Genomic DNA, 18684 nt, shown 5'->3' with positions numbered 1-18684 from the left:
CAGCCGGATCAAGCAGCGCTTTGTTGATACTGGATCTTGTGCAGGTGCGCGTACATCCCGCTCGTCGCGAGCAGTTCCTGGTGCGTGCCGGATTCGACGATGCGGCCGCCATCCATCACGAGAATGCGGCTCGCGCGCTCGATCGTCGACAGGCGGTGCGCGATCACGAGCGTCGTGCGTCCGCGCATCAGCGTTTCCAGCGCCGCCTGCACGTGGCGCTCCGACTCCGAATCGAGCGCCGACGTCGCCTCGTCGAGAATCAGGATCGGCGCATCCTTGTAGATCGCGCGGGCGATCGCCAGGCGCTGACGCTGACCGCCCGAGAACTTCATGCCGTTGTCGCCGATCAGCGTGTCGACGCCTTCGGGCAGCGCCGAGATGGTCTCCCACAGGTTCGCCGCGCGCAGCGCGCGCTCCACACGCGCGCGGTCGGCCGTCTGGCCATAGGCGACGTTGTTCGCGACCGTGTCGTTGAACAGCACCACGTCCTGGCTCACCATGGCGATCTGGTTGCGCAGCGCATGCACGTCGTAATCGGTGATCGGCACGCCATCGACGAGCACCTGGCCGCCGCTCGGATCGAAAAAGCGCGGTAGCAGATTCACGAGCGTGGTCTTGCCGCTGCCCGACGGCCCGGCGAGCGCCACCATTTCGCCGGGATTGATCCGGAACGACACATGATCGAGCGTCACCCGGCGACTCGCGCCATACGCGAACGATACGTCGCGGAACTCCACCTCGCCGCGCGCGCGAGCGAGCGGCAAGCCACCGCCGGCGGGCTCGGGCGGCTCGTCGATGAGGCCGAAAATCAGCTCGGCAGCCGTCATGCCGCGTTGCAGCGGCTGGTTCACGTCGATCAAATGCTTGAGCGGCGAGATCACGAGCAGCATCGACGTGACGAACGCCACGAAGCCGCCCACCGTTGTCTGGTCGTTCGACGCCTGCACGACCGCAATCGTGATGACGATCGCCAGCGCGATCGAAGCGAGGAACTGCGTGAGCGGCTGCGCGAGCCCGCCCGATACCGTCATGCGCATCTGATAGCCGCGCAGCCGGCGGCTCATTTCGCCGAAGCGCTCCTTTTCGTAGTCCTCGCCGTTGTGAACCTTGACGACCTTGTAGCCGCCGACGGTCTCCTCGACGATATAGGACAGATCGTTCGTGAGCATCTGGTGCTCGCGATTCAAGCGCCGCAAACGCCTGTTGATCTTGCTGACGAGCCAGCCGATGGCGGGCAGCAGCACGGCGACGATCAGCGTGAGACGCCAGTTCAGGTAGAACAGGTAACCCAGGAGAAAGATCACCGTGAGCGAATCGCGCACGAGCGTGACCAGCACGCCGAGCAGCACGCCGAGAATCTGGTTGACCTCGAACACGATCGCGTTGATGACCGTGCTCGCGGTTTCGCGCTGGAAGAAGCCGACACCCGCGTGGATCATGCGCTCGAACATCTTGAGCCGCAGCGCGAGCAGCACGCGGTTCGAGACGTATTGCAGCAAATACCCTGACGCGTATTGCGCGACGCCGCGCACGAGCGACAGCCCGATGACCGCGACGGGCACCAGCCATCGCGCCTTGTGGTCGCCTCGCGTCCCGAAGCCGTGGTCGAGCAGCGGCTTGAGCAGCGCGGGAATGCCTGCCTCGGTGGCGGCCACCACGCCCATTGCGACCACCCCTGCGAGGAGCACCCACATAAGCGGCTTCACATACGGCCACAGCCGCCGGCCGATCTCGACCGGCGACGACTTCGTGCCGGAGCCGATCGGCTTGCTCAAGGTTGATCTCTCGCTCAAAATTTCCTCTAGATACAGGTAGATCTGCCCGCCTCCCGGCAAACAGGTACGCCATTGTAAACGTTCGGCCCCGGAGTCGATCGATCCGCCCGGCTGGGCTTTTCTGCGCGAGATGCGAAACCGTCCGGGAGCGCGCCGCGGCATGCGGCTTCGCGATTTCGTCGCGGGATGCGTTTTTGTATATACTCACCGGTCCGGCTTCGGCGCGCGAATGCACGCGGTTCCGGGCCAGGCCACCAAAAGGTCACTGCGAGGCCACGGCGGGGTCACGGCGAGGCCACGGCCAGCCCTTCTGCGATGCCGAGCCAGCCGTATCCGGCCTTCCTATCTTCTCCATCTTCTTCGGGCCATCGCGAGCCAGCGCCGATGAACGACAGCGCCAAACCCGATGCGATCAGTGTCATCGTCATCGTCAAAAACGAAGCACACGATATTCGCGACTGCCTTGCTTCCGTGCACGGCTGGGTCGACGAAATCGTCGTGCTCGACTCGGGGAGCACGGACGGCACCCAGGCCATTTGCCGCGAGTTCGGCGCGAGGGTCGTCGAAACCGACTGGCCCGGTTTCGGGCCGCAGAAGCAGCGCGCGCTCGAGATGGCCCGCGCCCCCTGGATTCTCTCGCTCGACGCCGACGAACGCGTGTCCCCCGCCCTGCGCGACGAGATTCTTGCGAGCGTGAAAGGGAACGGCGCCGAGCTGTTCCGCCTGCCCCGCCAGTCGAACTATTGCGGCAAGTGGATCCGCCACTCCGGCTGGTCGCCCGATTACGTCACGCGGCTCTTTCGCCGCGACGCCGCCCGCTTCTCGAACGATCTCGTTCACGAGCGCGTGATCGCCGCGCCCGAGGCGCGCGTGGGCACGCTCGCCGAGCCACTGATTCATTACAGCTTCCGCGACTTCTCGGAAGTGCTCGGCAAGATCGACAGCTATTCGAGCTACGGTGCGACCCAGGGCGCGGCGCGCGGCAAGCGCGGTGGCCTGCGCAAGGCGCTGCTACATGGTTTCTGGTCCTTCGTGCGCAGCTGGATCATCCAGCGCGGCTTCCTCGACGGCAAGATGGGCTTCGTGCTGGCCATCTCCAACGCCGAAGGCACCTACTACCGCTACCTCAAGCTGATGCTGCTGGAAACACAGCAGACGGCCACGACAAAGGCCCGCGACGAAGCCTCGGGGGGCCGATGAACACACGCCGCGACATGCTGATCTCCGTGATCGTGAGCACCTACAACCGGCCCGATGCGCTCGAGCGCGTGCTCGCCGGACTGGGCGCGCAATCCGACACACGCTACGAAATCATCGTCGCGGACGACGGCTCGGCCGATGCAACCCGCGAAACGGTCGAGCGCTGCGCGCAAGCGGGCGCGGTGCACATCGAGCACGTATGGCACCCGGACGAGGGCTTTCGCCTGGCCGAGATCCGCAACAAGGGCATCGTGCGAGCCCGCGGCGACTATCTGATCTTTCTCGACGGCGACTGCGTGCCGCAGCACGATTTCGTCCAGCGCCACCGGCAACTCGCAAGCGAGTGCGCCATCATCACCGGTAGCCGCATTCTGCTCGACGAAACACTCACGCAGCAGGTGATCGGCAAAAAAATGTCCCTGGCGGATCAGGGCTTCGGCTTCTGGGCGAAGCAGCGTCTCTCGGGCCACGTCAACAAGATCGCCCCCCTCTTCGTCAAGCTGCCGGATGGAAAGTGGCGCGACGTCGAGCAATTCAAGTGGCGCGGCATCAAGGGCTGCAACATGAGCGCCTGGCGCAGCGACATCGAGCGTGTGAACGGGTTCGATACCAGCTTCACCGGCTGGGGGCATGAGGACGCCGACTTCGTGGTGCGGCTCGCCAACTGCGGCGTGCACCGCAAGCTCGGCGCCTACGCGACGGAAATCTTCCACCTGTGGCATCGCGAGCAGCCGCGCACGCAGGCGAGCCCCAATCAGGAACGGGTCAAGGTGCGCATTGCGGACGGCACAGTGCGTGCCGAGCGCGGTCTGGCCGAACTCGCCAGTCAAGCGCGTTGAGACGGGCGAGGGAAAAAGCGCGTTGCCGCGCTCTACGCTTCCTCGCTCTACGCTTCCTCAGTAAACGATCTCAATCGAACTCCCGGCAAACTCGCCGCGCAACGCCGCGAGCAGATCGTCCGTAGGCTTGACCCGCCAGGCGTCGCCGAGGCGCACCTCGCCTTCCGCGCGATCGTTGCGGTAGGCGATCTGCACCGCGAGTCCGTTGGGAATCACCGCCTGCGAACGCTCGCCGCGATCGCGCCCGAACCCGCCGCGGCCGCGCGTTTGCTCTGCCGGCGCCGGCAGCGAGTCGTCGGGCCTTGCGCGATACGCTTCGAGCACGGTGCGCAGCGCGCCCGCGTTGGCGTTGCCATTCACCTGCACCTTCACGGCTTGCGCGTAGCGGCTGCGCGCACGCTCCAGATCCATTACGGTATCGACGGTGAAGCGAATGCCGCCCGTGAACGCGTCATTGCGCGCCCCGCCCTGCACGACGAGCAGCTCGTCTTCCTTGAAGAGCGCCTTGTGCGCCTCGAACTGCTCGTTGAATACCGTCACTTCGCACTGGCCGGTGCCGTCGTCGAGCAGCGCGATCAGCATCTTGCCGCGCTGGGTCATTTGCGTGCGCAACGAAGCGATCACGCCCGCGATCAGCTTGTCGCGCCCCTCTTTCAATTCGCCGATCTTCTGGCGCACGAAGCGGCGCACTTCGTCCTTGTAGGCATCGAAGAGGTGGCCCGAGAGATAAAAGCCAAGCGCGCCCTTCTCTTCCTGGAGCTTGCGCTTCTCGCCCCACGCGGGCTCGTCCACGAGTTCGTGCGCGGCGAGCGGCGCGTCGCCCATGTCGAACAGACCGGCCTGCATGGCGTTGGCGCTCGCCTGGTCGGCGGCTTCCATCGCCATCGGCACGGAGGCGAGCAGTTGCGCGCGGTTCGCATGGATGGTGTCGAACGCGCCGGCGCGGATCATCGCTTCGATCGTGCGGCGGTTCACCAGACGGCGATCGACACGCTCGCAAAAGTCGAACAGGTCCTTGAACGGACCGCCCTCTGTACGCGCACGCAAGATTTCTTCGATGGCGTTCTGGCCGCTGCCCTTGATCGCGCCCAGGCCATAACGGATCGTGCGCGAGCGCTTGCCCTCGGCGACGTGCTCGTCGGCGACCGGTTCGAAGCGATACGCCGACGCGTTGACGTCGGGCGGCAGCACCTTCATGCCGTTCGCGATGCAGTCCTCGAAGAGGATCTTCACCTTGTCGGTGTCGTCCATGGCGAGCGACATGTTCGCCGCCATGAATTCGGCCGGATGGTGCGCCTTGAGCCACGCCGTGTGATAAGCGAGGAGCGCGTACGCCGCGGCGTGCGACTTGTTGAAGCCGTAGCCCGCGAACTTCTCCATCAGGTCGAAGATCTCGTCGGACTTCTCGCGCGTGAGGCCGTTCTTCGCGGCGCCTTCCGCGAAGATCTCGCGGTGCTTGGCCATCTCCTCGGGCTTCTTCTTGCCCATCGCGCGGCGCAGCAGGTCGGCGCCGCCCAGCGAGTAGCCGCCGATGATCTGCGCCATCTGCATCACCTGCTCCTGGTAGACCATGATGCCGTAGGTCTCTTTCAGGACAGGTTCCACGCGAGGATCGGGATACTCCACCACTTCGCGGCCGTGCTTGCGCGCGCAGAAGCTCGGAATCAGATCCATCGGGCCAGGCCGGTACAGCGCCACGAGCGCGATGATGTCCTCGAAGCGGTCGGGCTGGGCGTCCTTCAGCATGCCCTGCATGCCGCGGCTTTCCAGCTGGAACACGGCAACCGTGTTGGCCTTCTTGAGGATCTGGAACGACGGCGCGTCGTCGAGCGGCACCTGCGCGAGCGACCAGTCTTTCTTCGACGGATCGAGCATGCGGATATAACGCTCGGCCCAGTCGAGGATGGTCAGCGTGGTGAGGCCCAGAAAGTCGAACTTCACGAGGCCGACGGCTTCCACGTCGTCCTTGTCGTACTGGCTCACGACGCCGCTTTCGTCCCCCTGCGTGTAGAGCGGGCAGAAGTCGGTGAGTTTGCCGGGCGCGATCAGCACGCCGCCCGCGTGCATGCCGACGTTGCGCGTGAGACCTTCCACGAGCTGCGCGAGATCGAGCAGCTGATGCACTTCGTCTTCGTTGTCGTAGCGCTCCTGGAGGAGCGGCTCTTCCTTCATCGCGTCGGCGATGGTGACGTGCTTGCCCGGCTTGAACGGGATGAGCTTGGCCACGCCGTCCGTGAAGTTGTAGCCGAGGTCGAGCACGCGGCCGATGTCGCGCACGGCCGCCTTGGCTGCCATCGTGCCGAAGGTGGCGATCTGCGAGACCGCATCGGCGCCGTACTTTTCCTTCACGTACTGAATGACGCGGTCGCGCCCGTGCTGGCAGAAGTCGATGTCGAAGTCGGGCATCGAGACGCGTTCCGGATTCAGGAAGCGCTCGAACAGCAGGTTGTAGCGCAGCGGATCCAGATCGGTGATGCCGAGCGCGTACGCAACGAGCGAGCCCGCGCCCGAGCCGCGGCCCGGGCCGACCGGCACGCCGTTGTTCTTGGCCCAGTTGATGAAGTCCGCGACGATCAGGAAGTAGCCCGGGAAGCCCATCTTGATGATGGTCCCGCACTCGAAATCGAGACGCTCGTTGTAGCGCGCGCGCTCGTTCTCGCGCTCGGCCTCGTTCGGGTAAAGCTGCACGAGGCGCTTTTCGAGGCCCTCCTTCGATAGCTGCACGAGGTAGTCGTCGAGCGACATGCCGTCGGGCGTGGGAAAGAGCGGCAGTTTCGGTTTGCCGAGTTCGAGCGTGAGATTGCAGCGCCTGGCGATTTCGACGGTGTTCGTGATCGCCGAGGGAATGTCCGCGAAGAGCGCGGCCATTTCCTGCTGCGTACGAAACCGCTGTTCGGTCGTGAAGCGCTTCTGGCGGCGCGGATTGGCGAGGATGTCGCCTTCGGAGATACACACGCGCGCTTCGTGCGCGGTGTATTCCTCGTCGGTCATGAACTGCATGGGATGCGTGGCGACCACAGGCAGCCCGAGCGCCGCCGCGAGCGCCACCGCCTGCTCGACATACTGCTCGCCGCCGGGCTGGCCGCAGCGCTGCAGTTCGATGTAGTACGCGTTCGGAAACAGCTTCGCCCAGCGCTGCGCGTGACGCTTTGCGCTTTCGACGTTGCCCGCCGCGAGCGCGAGACCCACGTCGCCCTGCTGCGCGCCCGAGATGGCGAGCAGCCCTTCAGCCAGCCCTTGTTCGAGCCACGCGACATCGACTTCGGCGCGGCCGCGATGCTGGTTCGTGAGCCACGCCTTCGAAAGCAGCTCGCACAGGTTCAGGTAGCCGCGCTTGTTCTTCACGAGCAGCAGAAGCCGCGAAGGTTTGTCGCGGTCGTCGGGATTCATGATCCAGACGTCGCAGCCGGCAATGGGTTTGACCCCTTTGCCACGGGCTTCGGTGTAGAACCTGACGAGGCCGAATGCGTTGCCGAGGTCGGTGAGCGCGAGCGCGCCCTGGCCGTCTTTCGCCGCCGCCTTGACGAGGTCGTCGAGGCGCACGATGCCGTCGGCAATCGAAAATTCGGAGTGGACGCGGAGATGGACGAAGCGGGGATCTGACATGGCCGTGATTGTACCTCCAGGGTCGCGCGAATTTCGGCGCGCGATCGCATGCGCACGTGACGGTGGCGTGGACCAAGGCCTTGCACGAACTCAAGGGCGCCGCATGGCGCGTCGATTACGCCGCAGGTGGCGCGACGTGCGATTGGGGGATAATAGCGGATTGCGCCCGGCGCGCACCCTGCCCGATTTCCGATCGATTCCCAATGCGGGGAACCGGCAGTGCGCACGTCCGGCTCTGGTTTTCATGCGCGCGTCCGCTTCCAGTCGCGCACCTTTTCAGTTGCACCATGCGTATCCTCAATCTCTCCGCTTACCAGTTCACCACGCTCGAGAAAACCGCCGAATGGCGCCCGCTCGTGCTCGAACGCTGCAAGTCGCTCGATTTGCGGGGCACGATCCTGCTCGCCCCGGAAGGCATCAACCTGTTCGTTGCCGGCGACGAGCCGAACGTGCGTGCGTTCATGGACTACATCAACCACGATCCGCTCTTCGAGGGCAAGTTCGCGACGCTGCGGTTCAAGGAAAGCTTCTCCGAAACGCGGCCCTTCAACCGCATGCTCGTGCGCCTCAAGCGCGAGATCATCACGATGAAGAAGCCCGCGATCCGCCCCGAGGAAGGCCGCGCGCCGTCGGTGGCGCCCGTCGTGCTCAAGCAATGGCTCGACCGCGGCTTCGACGACGCAGGCCGCCCCGTCGTCATGCTCGACACGCGCAATGCGTTCGAAGTGGACGTCGGCACGTTCGATCGCGCGCTCGACTATCGCATCAGCAAGTTCAGCGAATTCCCCGGCGTCATCGAGGCGAATCGCGCCGATCTCGAAGGCAAGACGGTCGTGTCCTTTTGCACGGGCGGCATCCGCTGCGAGAAGGCCGCGATCCACATGAAGGAAGTCGGCATCGAGCACGTCTATCAGCTCGAAGGCGGCATCCTCAAGTATTTCGAGGAAGTGGGCGGCGCGCACTACAACGGCGACTGCTTCGTGTTCGACCAGCGCACCGCACTCAATCCGCAGCTCGACCCGACCGACACGGTGCAGTGCTTCGCGTGCCGTGCCGTCGTCACGCCCGCCGCGCAGGCGTCGCCGCTTTATGTGGCCGGCAAGAGCTGCCCGGCGTGCCATCCCCAGCGCGCGGACGCGGCTGCGGCGTTTCCGGCGCAGGCGGCATAAGACGCGCGTGGGCGTGCCCTCCCAAGGCTATCGCGGGCGCTTCGCGCCTTCGCCCACCGGCCCGCTGCATTTCGGCTCGCTCGTTTCGGCGCTCGCGAGCTGGCTCGATGCGCGCGCGAACGGCGGCGCGTGGCTCGTGCGCATGGAGGACATCGACGGTCCGCGCACCGTGCCGGGCGCGGCCGAGGACATCCTCGCGACGCTCGCCGCCTTCGGCTTTCACGCTGACGAGCCGCCCCAGTGGCAAAGCCGCCGCACCGGTCTGTATCGCGCGGCACTCGACCGCCTGATCGCCTCGGGGCACGTCTACCCGTGCGGCTGCACGCGCAAGGAAATCGCCGATTCGCAGCTACGCGCGCACCAGCGCAACACCACGCTGATCTATCCGGGCACCTGCCGCGACGGCCTGCACGGCAAGCCCGCGCGCGCGTGGCGGCTGCGCGTACCGGACGACGCTCCCGCAAGCGCGCACGGCAATCCCGCGCTGATCCGTTTTCACGACCGCTGGCAAGGTCCCCAGCAACAGAACCTCGCGACCGAGGTCGGCGATTTCGTGCTGCTGCGCGCGGACGGCCAGTGGGCGTACCAGCTCGCCGTGGTCGTGGACGACGCCGAACAGCACATCACGCACGTGGTGCGCGGCGCGGATCTGCTCGATTCGACGGCGCGGCAAATCTGGCTCCAGCAGTGCCTCGGCGTGACCACGCCCGCGTATCTGCACGTGCCCGTTGTCATGAACGCGGAAGGTGAAAAGCTCTCGAAGCAAACCGGCGCGCAAGCGCTCGATGCCTCGCGACCGCTCGAAGCGCTGATGGATGCCGCGCGGCATCTGGGGCTCGCGCTTCGCCACCCCGCGCCATCGACGCTCGAAGCGTTCCAGGCCGAAGCGATCGACGCCTGGAAGCGGCGGCTCGCCCAATTGCCGGCCGCATAAGCAAAAACGGCATGTCGCTCGAGGCGACATGCCGTTTTCCCTTGCCTCGCGCGCGGATCCTGCGCGCGCCCCGACTCAGTTCGACGAAGACGACGTCGGCTTGTTACGCCACGACGACCCAAGACCGCCCAGCAGCGCGGCGAGCGGCTGCTTCGTCTGCGCCTTTTGCGGCGCGGCGCTCGCGGGCTTGTCCTCGACCTTGTTGCGAGCGCCCGGCGAGGGCTCGTAGGGCTTCAGGAAGAAGTCGTCGATGGGTTGCGCGCGGTGATGATGGGTGCGCTCATGCGATGCCACGCGGCGGTGGGCGCCGCGCTCCGAACGGCCTTCGCGGCCCTCGCGGCTTTCGTAGCCATCGCGCTCGCGGCGGCGGCCGCCACCCTCGTGATGCGCGACCGGCACGTCGACCACGAGTCGCTCGACCGTGAGCGGACGCTTGATGAGCTTCTCGATATCGGCGAGCTGCTTCTTCTCGTTCGGGCTGCACAGCGACAGCGCGTCGCCCGACGCGCCCGCGCGGCCCGTGCGGCCGATGCGGTGCACGTAGTCTTCGGCGTTGAACGGCAGGTCGAAGTTGATGACGGCCGGCAGTTCGGCGATGTCGAGACCGCGCGCGGCGACGTCGGTTGCCACCAGCGCTTCGATCTCGCCGCGCTTGAAGGCGTCGAGCGCCTGCATGCGCTCGCTCTGCGAGCGGTCGCCGTGAATCGCCGCCGCGACGATGCCCTGCTTCTCGATCAGGCGGGCAAGGCGGCTTGCGCCGATCTTGCTGTTGCAAAACACGATCACCTGTTTCAGGCCCCGGTCGCGGATCAGCTGCACGACCGCCCCGGTCTTGTCGCCCTCGGGGACTTCGTAGACGACCTGCGTGACGTTGGTCGCGGTGGAATTGCTGCGCGCGACTTCGATGGTCTGCGGCGTGCGCAGGTAAGTCGCGGCCAGCTTCTTGATCTCGGCCGAGAACGTGGCCGAGAACAAGAGCGTCTGGCGCTCGGTCGGCAGCAGGTTCAGGATGCGCTGCAGGTCGGGCAGGAAGCCCATGTCGAGCATGCGGTCGGCTTCGTCGAGCACGAGCATCTGCACCTGGCCCAGGTTCGCGTTCTTCTGCTGCACGTGGTCGAGCAGACGGCCCGGCGTCGCGATCAGGATTTCCACGCCGCGGCGCAGCTCGTCGGACTGCGGATTCATGTCCACGCCGCCGAACACCACCGCGCTGCGCAGCGGCGTGTGCATCGCGTAGGTGCGCACGTTGTTGGCGACCTGGTCGGCCAGCTCCCGCGTGGGCGTGAGGATCAGCGCGCGCACCGGGTGGCGCGCGGGCGATGCGCTCGTGCTCGCCATCGGCAACAGGCGTTGCAGGATCGGCAGCGAGAAGCCCGCCGTCTTGCCGGTGCCGGTCTGCGCCGCGGCCAGCACGTCGCGACCCGTGAGCACCACGGGAATCGCCTCCGCCTGGATCGGCGTGGGCGTCGTGTAGCCCTGCTCCTTGATGGCCCTGAGGATTTCGGGTGCAAGGCCAAACTGGTCGAAGGTCGCAGTGCTGGGCTTGACGGCTGTGTCGGACATGGTGGCTTCGCTATAAAGGCGCTTCGCGCGCGAGGCGCGGGAGCGCCTCAAAAGGTCACTGCTGGTATTGCAGGTCAATGCAGCAGGTCGATGCAGGCCCGCGCCACAAAGAGGGCGCGCCCTGCGGCGACGGGCGGGATGCTCGCTCGGGCCGGCCGCCAGACGGCTGGCCACCGAACGTCGAGAAGGTCTGCCGGGGGCGCCGGCTCCGTTGCCGCGCTCGCTCGGGTGCAATCCGGGCAGACTCGCTCAATTCCCGCTCAATTCCCGCTCAATTCCCGCTCGATTCGGATCGGGTTCCGGCGTTTTCGTCGGCGCCATCGCCAACTTCGCCCTTACCGCTCGATCGGCTTACCGGCGGCAGATCACGCTGGCTCGCCGGGTCGGCGGCTTTCCAGGCCGCTGTCCGGCCGCTCTCGGGCCGCATTTCAATCCGCCCCGGCAGGCCTCACGTTGGCTGCTGCCGGGTTCTGGCCGCCAGCGGCGGCAGGCACAAAGGGCCGAAAGGCCGGTATTGTAACACCTTGGCATAAATCCCTATGGCAGCGGGGCAGGCATTCTGCAAATCGGGCGCACGGGAACGCCCCGCGCGCCATGCGGCGAAACATCGCACTTTTTTCGGACGGCCCGCTCACCACGTTTCGCGCATCACCATCAGGCGCAGCTCGGTCATGTCCTCGATCGCGTAGCGCACGCCCTCGCGTCCGAGCCCCGAGTCCTTCACGCCGCCGTACGGCATGTTATCGACGCGAAATGACGGAATATCGTTGATCACCACGCCGCCCACGTCGAGCCCGTCCCAGGCGCGGTGAGCGTTGGCGAGCGAATCGGTGAACACGCCCGCCTGCAGGCCGAAATCGCTGTCGTTGACGATGTCCAGCGCCTCGCCGAAGTCGTCGAAGCGCTCCAGTATCGCCACCGGCCCGAACGCCTCCTTGCGGTAGAGATCGGTGTCGCGGCCCACGTTTTCGAGCAGCGTGGCCTCGAACATCGCGCCATCGACCTTGCCGCCCGCGACGATCTTCGCGCCCGCGAGCACCGCGCTCTCCATCCAGCCCGCGAGGCGCTTCGACTCGGACTCCGAGATCATCGGCCCGACGAAGGTCTTTTCGTCCTTCGGGTCGCCCATCCTGAGCGTCTTGACCTTGGCGATGAGCTTCTCGCGCAGCGCGTCGTAAATCGACGCATGGACGAGAATGCGCTGCACGCCGATGCAGCTCTGCCCCGACTGGTAATACGCGCCGAACGCGAGCCGGTCGACCACGTAGTCGAGCTTGCCGCCCTGGTCGCCATCGACCACGGCCGCCGCGTTGCCGCCCAGTTCGAGCACCACTTTCTTCTTGCCGGCCTTTTTCTTGAGATCCCAGCCCACCGCGGGCGAGCCCGTGAACGAGAGCAGCTTGAAGCGCTCGTCGGTGGTGAAGAGATCGGCGCCATCGCGGTGCGCGGGCAGGATCGAGAACGCGCCTTTCGGCAGATCAGTTTCCGCGAGAATCTCGCCGATGATGAGCGCGCCCACCGGCGTGCGGCTCGCGGGCTTGAGCACGAACGGCACGCCCGCCGCGAGCGCCGGCGCGACCTTGTGGGCGGCGAGGTTGAGCGGAAAATTGAACGGCGAGATGAACGAGCACGGCCCGATCGGCACGCGCTTCACGTAGCCGTGGTAACCCTTCGCGCGCGCCGAAATCTCGAGGTTCACGATGTCGCCATCGATGCGCACACTTTCCTCGGCGGCCACGCGGAACGTGTCGATGAGGCGCGTGACCTCGCCGCGCGAATCGTTGATCGGCTTGCCCGCCTCGATGCACAGCGCCATCGCCAGTTCGTCGAAGCGCTCGCGAAAGCGCGCCACGCAGTGATCGATCACCGCCTGGCGCTTGAACGGGGGGAACGCGCGCATGGCGGGCATGGCGGCTTCGGCGGCGGCAATCGCTTTGTCGATGGCCTTCGCGTCGGCGAGCGCGACACGCGTGGCGACTTCGCCGCTGTACTTGTCGGTGACCTCGAGATCGGTGTTGGCGGCGACCGCCTCGTTGGCCAGGTAATACGGATAGGTCGGTTTGAGCATGCGAATTCTCCGTTGAAGGGTGCCTCAGAGCTGCGCGCTCAGGCGCTTGATCTCGCGGTTGAGCACGCGCTCGTTGTCCGAGTAATCGATGGGCACGTCGATCACGTGCACGCCGGGCTGCGCGAGACACTGCTCGACAAGCGGCCTGAGCGCATCGGCCGCGCCCACCCGGTGGCCATGCGCGCCATAGCTGCGTGCATAGTCGACGAAGTCGGGGTTTTGCAGCGTCATCCCGTAGTCGGGGAAGTTCATGTTCTCCTGCTTCCAGCGGATCATCCCGAAGGCGTCGTCGCGCAAGAGCAGCACGACGAGATCGAGCTTCAGGCGCACGGCCGTCTCCAGCTCCTGCGAATTCATCATGAAGCCGCCGTCGCCGCACACGGCCACGACCTTGCGCGCCGGATGCACGATCTTCGTGGCGATGGCCGAAGGCAGCCCCGCGCCCATCGAGGCGAGCGCGTTGTCGAGCAGCAGCGAATTGGGCTCGCGCGCGCGGTAGTAGCGCGCGAACCAGATCTTGTACATGCCGTTGTCGAGGCACAGGATGCCGTCCTCGGGCATCGCGGCGTAGACGTCGTGCACGAGCCGCACCGGGTACATCGGAAAGCGCTCGTCGTGCTGGCCACGGGCGAGATGCGCCTCGAAATGGCGCTTGATCTCTTCGAAGCGGGCGAAGTCCCACGCATGCTCGCGCGGCTTGAGCCGCTCCTTCAGTTGCCACACTGCGTTGGCGATGTCGCCCACCACCTCGATCTGCGGGAAATACACGGGGTCGACTTCCGCGCCGAGAAAGTTGACGTGGATGACCGTTTTGTCCTCCGCGCTGCGCATGAAGAACGGCGGCTTTTCGATCACGTCGTGGCCGACATTGATGATGCAGTCGGCGTGCTCGATCGCGCGGTGCACGAAGTCGCCGTCGGAGAGCGTGGCGTTGCCGAGCCAGAGCGGATGCGATTCGTCGATCACGCCCTTGCCCATCTGCGTGGTGAAGAACGGGATGCCGGTTTCGTCGACGAATTCGCGCAGCACGTTGCGCGTGGTCTTGCGGTTGCCGCCCGCGCCGATCATGAGGAGCGGATGGCGCGCCGAGCAGATGGCCGCGACCGCGTGCGCGACCGCCTTCTCTTCCGCGACGGGCCGGCGGCTGTAGCTCTTCGGAATCGGCTTGCCGTCGCCCTCCTCGTCGGCGACGTCTTCGGGCAGCTCCAGATGGACGGCGCCGGGCCGCTCCTGCTCGGCCTGGCGAAACGCCTCGCGCACGAGCGCGGGGATATTGCCGATGGAGACGATCTGGCGCGCGTACTTGGTGAGCGGCTCCATCATGCGCACCACGTCGACGATCTGGAAGTGGCCCTGCTTGCTAGATTTGATGGGCTTTTGCCCCGTGACCATCAGCATGGGCATGCCGCCCAGCTGCGCGTAGGCGGCGGCGGTCACGAAATTGGTGGCGCCGGGCCCGAGCGTGGACAGACACACGCCGGTGCGGCCGGTGAGCCGCCCGTAGGTGGCGGCCATGAAGCCCGCGGCCTGCTCGTGGCGCGTGACGATCAGACGAATCTTCGAGCGCCGCAGCGATTCGAGTAGATCGAGATTTTCTTCCCCGGGAATACCGAACACATAATCGACGCCTTCGGCTTCGAGCGCCTTCACGAACAGATCCGATGCTTTCATCGACCACCTCGTTGGCTGGAGCGTGGCCGACGGCGCGGGTGGCAGCCGGCCTTTACCCTTCATGCATGTTCATGCAGGCCGACAGGTTACTCCGCCAGGGCGGAATGCGTCGTGAAGCGTGCGCGGCGCGTTAGCGCATGATCGTCGCGCAGCCGGAGACGACCGGCTTCGGGCTCGCGTCGGACATCGTGTCGTAGAGGTCCGCGCCGGGGCCCTTGGTCCACCAGGCGTAGCGGTCGGCGACGTACTTCACGCCGGAGGCGGCGATCACGCCGACGAAGAGCAGCTTGCGGCCGTTCACGGGCACGAGCGCAAAGCTTTGGCCGTTGGCCGCATTGAGATAGGTGACCTTGAAGGTCTTGCCGTTCGCGCAGGTGTAGTTGAACGTGTGGCGCGCCTGCACCTGGATGTCGCGGACTTCGAGCGGAGCGGTGCCGGCCGCCCGGGCCACGTTCATGGACAGCGCGGCGGCGAACCCGCACGCCAGCGCGAGCGCGCGGCCCGACCGGACTGCGCGGATTGCACCTGGGGAAAAGCCCCCGTCCGCGCCGCTTCGACGACCTTCGATCATTCCGTTCTCCGTGTGTAGCGATTGCCCCTGCGGCCACCGGTGCTACGCACCGCTGCCGTGCGCGCAGGGATCGCCCACACGATAACCCGGGACACGCGCTGGCCGCCTTGCGCGCGGCCAGCGCTGCGTGCGGGACGCAGACGCTTACTGCGCTTCGCCGCCTGCGACGGGAAGCACGGGATGCACCGCCGCAGCCGCCGCGCGTGCGCGCGAGCGGGCCTCGCCGGTATCGGCGCCCGTGGCGAGCGCCACACCCATGCGGCGCTTCACGAAGCTCTCGGGCTTGCCGAAGAGACGCAAATCCGCGCCCGGCACGGCCAGCGCCTGTGCCACCCCTTCGAACGCGATGCCGCGCGCGTCCATGCCGCCGTAGATCACGGCGGAGGCGCCCGGGCCGCGCGCCGTCGTATCGACGGGCAGGCCGAGGATCGCGCGCGCATGGAGCTCGAACTCGGAGAAGCGCTGGGAGGCGAGCGTGACGAGCCCCGTGTCGTGCGGACGCGGGCTCACTTCCGAGAACCATACTTCGTCGCCGCGCACGAACAGCTCGACGCCGAACAGGCCGCGCCCGCCCAGCGCCTCGGTCACCTTGTGCGAGATTTCGCGCGAGCGCTCGAGCGCCTTGGCGCTCATCGGCTGCGGCTGCCACGACTCGACATAGTCGCCGTCGACCTGGAGGTGGCCGATCGGATCGCAGAACCAGGTTTGCACCTGGCCGCTTGCCGGATCGATCGCGCGCACCGTGAGCTGCGTGATCTCGTAGTCGAACTCGATGAACCCCTCGACGATCACGCGCCCGCGATTCACGCGGCCGCCCGCCAGCGCGTACTCCCAGGCGCGCTCGACGTCGGCATCGCTGCGCACGACCGACTGCCCCTTGCCCGACGACGACATCACCGGCTTCACCACGCACGGATAGCCGACTTTGGCGATGCCGGCCTTCAGCTCGTCGAGCGAATCGGCGAACGCGTAGGGCGAAGTGGCGAGGCCGAGTTCCTCGGCGGCGAGGCGGCGAATGCCCTCGCGGTTCATCGTGAGCTGCGCGGCGCGCGCGGTGGGAATCACCTCGGCGATGCCTTCGGCTTCGACGTCGGCGAGCGCGTCGGTGGCGATGGCCTCGATCTCGGGCACGACGAGGTGGGGACGCTCCGCGTCGATGAGTGCGCGCAGCGCCTTGGGATCGGCCATGTCGATCACGTGCGCGCGATGCGCGACCTGATGGCCGGGCGCGTTTGCGTAGCGATCGACGGCGATTACTTCGACACCGAGACGCTGCAGCGCGATGATCACTTCCTTGCCCAGCTCGCCCGCGCCGAGCAGCATGACACGGGTAGCGGTAGCGGAAAGCGGCGTGCCGATGCGGGGGCGGGTTTGCATGGTGTCTCCAGAATGACGGTGGTGCGCAAATGCGTGAGAGCGCCGATGTTAACACGCAGGCTCGCCGCCGCGAGGCGCTTTGCGGCACTGGCGCACGGCCTTCGTGCGAGCGGCGCCCGCACGTTTGCGCTCGCGTGCTGCAGCGCGGTGCGTTACGCTTACGCCTTCGCCGATTACGAGGAACGATGCGATGCTTGACAGCCAGAGTCCGTGCCAGCGCCAGCGCCCTGCCCATGGCGTTTTCGCGCGGCCGCTCGCCTCGCGCGCGGCGATGCTCGCCGCGGCCCTTCTGGTTTGCGCATGCAAGCTGCCCGTGCATACGGACGCCTCGGCGCCATTGCCCGATCCGTTCAATCCCGCCACGACGCAACTGCTCGACAACACGCACTGGCAGCTCGTGGAATGGAAGCGCGCCGACGGCACGCTGCGCGCGGTGCCTGGCGCGAACCCCGAAACCGGAACCGGCACCGGCAGCGCCGAAAACCCCGACGCGCGCCCGCTCACGCTCGATCTTTCCACCGAAACCGGCCAGCGCCGCGCGAGCGGCTTCTCGGGCTGCAACCGCTATTTCGGCGCCTATGCGCTCAAGAACGGCCTGATCTCGTTCAGCCAGCTCGGCGGCACGCGCATGGCGTGCATCGGCGCGGGCGGCGAGATCGAGGGGCCCTTCCTGGAAGCGCTCTCGCATATCGCCCGCTCCGGCGTGCAGATGCGCCATCCGCAATCGCTCTTTCTCGTGCTGGAAAACGGCGACCGTCTGACGTTCGCCGAAGCCGGCGCCGCCTCAGGTGCAGCAACGGGCGCGACGCCGTCCGCCGCCTCCGACGCCAATCCGGCGAAGTGAACGCCGCACGCGAAAACCGCCGCGCCCTCGCCCGGCGCGGCGCTTTTTTTGCCCGGCGCGAACCAAAGCAGCGCACCGCCGGTCTTTTGCCTGTCGATCGCGCAACGCTCCCCGGATCTCGCTCAACACCGCATTCGAGCCGATGGCGGCACGCGCGGGCCGAGCGGTTACACTCCACACGTCGCACACCTTCTCTACGTACATCCCTGGCATGCACACGGTAGTTCCTGGCTGGTTCGGCATCTCGGCCGTCTGGTTCATCCCTCTGATCTGGCGCCTCGCCAAGTCCGTGCTGCCGGGCGGCGCGGGCCTGCGTGGCCCGGGCACGATCCGGCTCTGGCTCGGCTTCGCCGGCGTGCTCATCGCGAGCTGCGCGCTCGAAGCGACGCTCATCGACATCGCCGGTTTCGACGCGCTCGGCCATGCGCTTTCGGGCGGGCTCGGCAGGCTCGTCGGCCACGTGGCCGCGCCGCTCGCGATGCTGGCGCTGCTTCTCGTGAGCTTGCCGTGGCTGCTCGACTTCCACTGGCGCGACTTCCTCGTGTGGGCCGACATCTCGCTCGGGCTCGGCCTGAACATCCGCGCGAGGCGCGACACCGCGAACGACACGTCAGACAGATCGCGCCGCGAACGCCGCAGTCGACGCGACGCGGCCGACGACGGAGTTCTCGCGCACGGCACACCCGCCATCAACTTGCCGATGCCCGGCGACGGCGCACGCCGCAGGCGCCCGACGATCTGGCGGCCGCCCGCGCGCGAAGGCCGTGAGGCGCGTGACAAGCGCGATGGCGCGCGCACAGCCGCAGCGATAGGCGCGGAGTTCGGCGCAACGGCCACCGCGGCGGCGCAGGACCTGACTGCGGGAGCGTCGCCGTGGGGTGTCGAACCGGGCTTGCGCGGCCCCGCCGATCCCTCGGCCGCAGGGGCGCGCACCGAGCCGACCGCCGCCGCGGACTGGCTGCGCGGCACGCGCGGATCGCAGCCCGCGAGCATGGCGCGACCGGCCATGGAAGCGCCGCGCGCACCGCTGCAACACGGTGCGCCGCCCGGTGACCCGCGCCGCCCGC

Annotated in this window: 12 protein-coding genes and 1 pseudogene; 6 read left to right on the top strand and 7 right to left on the bottom strand. The window is 66.9% G+C overall.

Annotation, left to right across the window (positions count from 1 at the left end):
• Positions 1 to 8: 8 nt before the first annotated feature.
• The gene (gene msbA / locus BMI01S_RS30540; RefSeq protein WP_028230623.1) at positions 9 to 1793 is read right to left on the bottom strand and encodes a lipid A export permease/ATP-binding protein MsbA; all 1785 of its coding nucleotides are present in this window, start codon (positions 1791 to 1793) and stop codon (positions 9 to 11) included.
• A 366-nt stretch (positions 1794 to 2159) separates the two neighbouring features.
• Between msbA and BMI01S_RS30535 the strand changes: the two genes are divergently transcribed.
• Complete coding sequence (locus tag BMI01S_RS30535) at positions 2160 to 2975, top strand: glycosyltransferase family 2 protein (RefSeq protein WP_028230622.1); 816 nt, start codon at positions 2160 to 2162, stop codon at positions 2973 to 2975.
• Positions 2972 to 3814 carry a glycosyltransferase family 2 protein gene (locus BMI01S_RS30530; protein ID WP_036018117.1) on the top strand — a complete coding sequence of 281 codons (843 nt, stop codon included), beginning with the start codon at positions 2972 to 2974 and terminating at the stop codon, positions 3812 to 3814. The genes BMI01S_RS30535 and BMI01S_RS30530 overlap by 4 nt, the downstream gene beginning before the upstream one ends.
• 57 nt (positions 3815 to 3871) lie before the next feature.
• Here BMI01S_RS30530 and dnaE read toward each other — a convergent pair whose 3' ends face one another.
• Positions 3872 to 7429 (bottom strand): DNA polymerase III subunit alpha, encoded by a 3558-nt coding sequence (gene dnaE, locus BMI01S_RS30525; protein WP_028230621.1) that lies wholly within the window; start codon positions 7427 to 7429, stop codon positions 3872 to 3874.
• 278 nt (positions 7430 to 7707) lie between these two features.
• On the opposite strand from dnaE, the gene BMI01S_RS30520 reads away from it, so the two are divergent.
• Positions 7708 to 8589: a sulfurtransferase gene (locus tag BMI01S_RS30520; protein WP_028230620.1), complete on the top strand. Its 882-nt coding sequence runs from the start codon at positions 7708 to 7710 to the stop codon at positions 8587 to 8589.
• 13 nt (positions 8590 to 8602) lie between these two features.
• On the top strand, positions 8603 to 9523 hold the full coding sequence (gluQRS, locus tag BMI01S_RS30515; RefSeq protein ID WP_036044703.1) for a tRNA glutamyl-Q(34) synthetase GluQRS: 921 nt from the start codon (positions 8603 to 8605) through the stop codon (positions 9521 to 9523).
• A gap of 75 nt (positions 9524 to 9598) precedes the next feature.
• Here gluQRS and BMI01S_RS30510 read toward each other — a convergent pair whose 3' ends face one another.
• The 5 genes from BMI01S_RS30510 to purT form a co-directional block, all read right to left on the bottom strand.
• The gene (locus BMI01S_RS30510) at positions 9599 to 11086 is read right to left on the bottom strand and encodes a DEAD/DEAH box helicase (RefSeq protein ID WP_028230618.1); all 1488 of its coding nucleotides are present in this window, start codon (positions 11084 to 11086) and stop codon (positions 9599 to 9601) included.
• A gap of 631 nt (positions 11087 to 11717) precedes the next feature.
• Complete coding sequence (locus tag BMI01S_RS30505; protein WP_028230617.1) at positions 11718 to 13154, bottom strand: aldehyde dehydrogenase family protein; 1437 nt, start codon at positions 13152 to 13154, stop codon at positions 11718 to 11720.
• A gap of 24 nt (positions 13155 to 13178) precedes the next feature.
• The gene (locus tag BMI01S_RS30500) at positions 13179 to 14825 is read right to left on the bottom strand and encodes an acetolactate synthase large subunit (RefSeq protein ID WP_028210459.1); all 1647 of its coding nucleotides are present in this window, start codon (positions 14823 to 14825) and stop codon (positions 13179 to 13181) included.
• Positions 14826 to 14955: 130 nt separating this feature from the next.
• The gene (locus BMI01S_RS30495) at positions 14956 to 15282 is read right to left on the bottom strand and encodes an MliC family protein (RefSeq protein WP_036044701.1); all 327 of its coding nucleotides are present in this window, start codon (positions 15280 to 15282) and stop codon (positions 14956 to 14958) included.
• A gap of 258 nt (positions 15283 to 15540) precedes the next feature.
• The gene (purT, locus tag BMI01S_RS30490) at positions 15541 to 16773 is read right to left on the bottom strand and encodes a formate-dependent phosphoribosylglycinamide formyltransferase (protein ID WP_028210461.1); all 1233 of its coding nucleotides are present in this window, start codon (positions 16771 to 16773) and stop codon (positions 15541 to 15543) included.
• Positions 16774 to 16963: 190 nt separating this feature from the next.
• Between purT and BMI01S_RS30480 the strand changes: the two genes are divergently transcribed.
• The gene (locus BMI01S_RS30480) at positions 16964 to 17617 is read left to right on the top strand and encodes an META domain-containing protein (protein WP_042291698.1); all 654 of its coding nucleotides are present in this window, start codon (positions 16964 to 16966) and stop codon (positions 17615 to 17617) included.
• A gap of 211 nt (positions 17618 to 17828) precedes the next feature.
• A pseudogene (locus tag BMI01S_RS30475) lies at positions 17829 to 18684 on the top strand (cell division protein FtsK); the annotation flags it as partial.

It is taken from the genome of Paraburkholderia mimosarum LMG 23256 = NBRC 106338, from assembly GCF_000739815.1.
Taxonomy (GTDB): Bacteria; Pseudomonadota; Gammaproteobacteria; order Burkholderiales; family Burkholderiaceae; genus Paraburkholderia; species Paraburkholderia mimosarum.
The sequence above is the reverse complement of the archived record's forward strand: the minus strand, read 5'-3'. Positions and strand labels throughout refer to the sequence as shown.

Excerpts from the sequence above, each read along its gene's own strand:
- BMI01S_RS30535 (WP_028230622.1), top strand. The coding sequence starts at position 2,160 with ATGAACGACAGCGCCAAACCCGATGCGATCAGTGTCATCGTCATCGTC.
- BMI01S_RS30530 (WP_036018117.1), top strand. The coding sequence starts at position 2,972 with ATGAACACACGCCGCGACATGCTGATCTCCGTGATCGTGAGCACCTAC.
- BMI01S_RS30520 (WP_028230620.1), top strand. The coding sequence starts at position 7,708 with ATGCGTATCCTCAATCTCTCCGCTTACCAGTTCACCACGCTCGAGAAA.
- BMI01S_RS30510 (WP_028230618.1), bottom strand. The coding sequence starts at position 11,086 with ATGTCCGACACAGCCGTCAAGCCCAGCACTGCGACCTTCGACCAGTTT.
- BMI01S_RS30505 (WP_028230617.1), bottom strand. The coding sequence starts at position 13,154 with ATGCTCAAACCGACCTATCCGTATTACCTGGCCAACGAGGCGGTCGCC.
- BMI01S_RS30500 (WP_028210459.1), bottom strand. The coding sequence starts at position 14,825 with ATGAAAGCATCGGATCTGTTCGTGAAGGCGCTCGAAGCCGAAGGCGTC.
- BMI01S_RS30495 (WP_036044701.1), bottom strand. The coding sequence starts at position 15,282 with ATGAACGTGGCCCGGGCGGCCGGCACCGCTCCGCTCGAAGTCCGCGAC.
- purT (WP_028210461.1), bottom strand. The coding sequence starts at position 16,773 with ATGCAAACCCGCCCCCGCATCGGCACGCCGCTTTCCGCTACCGCTACC.
- BMI01S_RS30480 (WP_042291698.1), top strand. The coding sequence starts at position 16,964 with ATGCTTGACAGCCAGAGTCCGTGCCAGCGCCAGCGCCCTGCCCATGGC.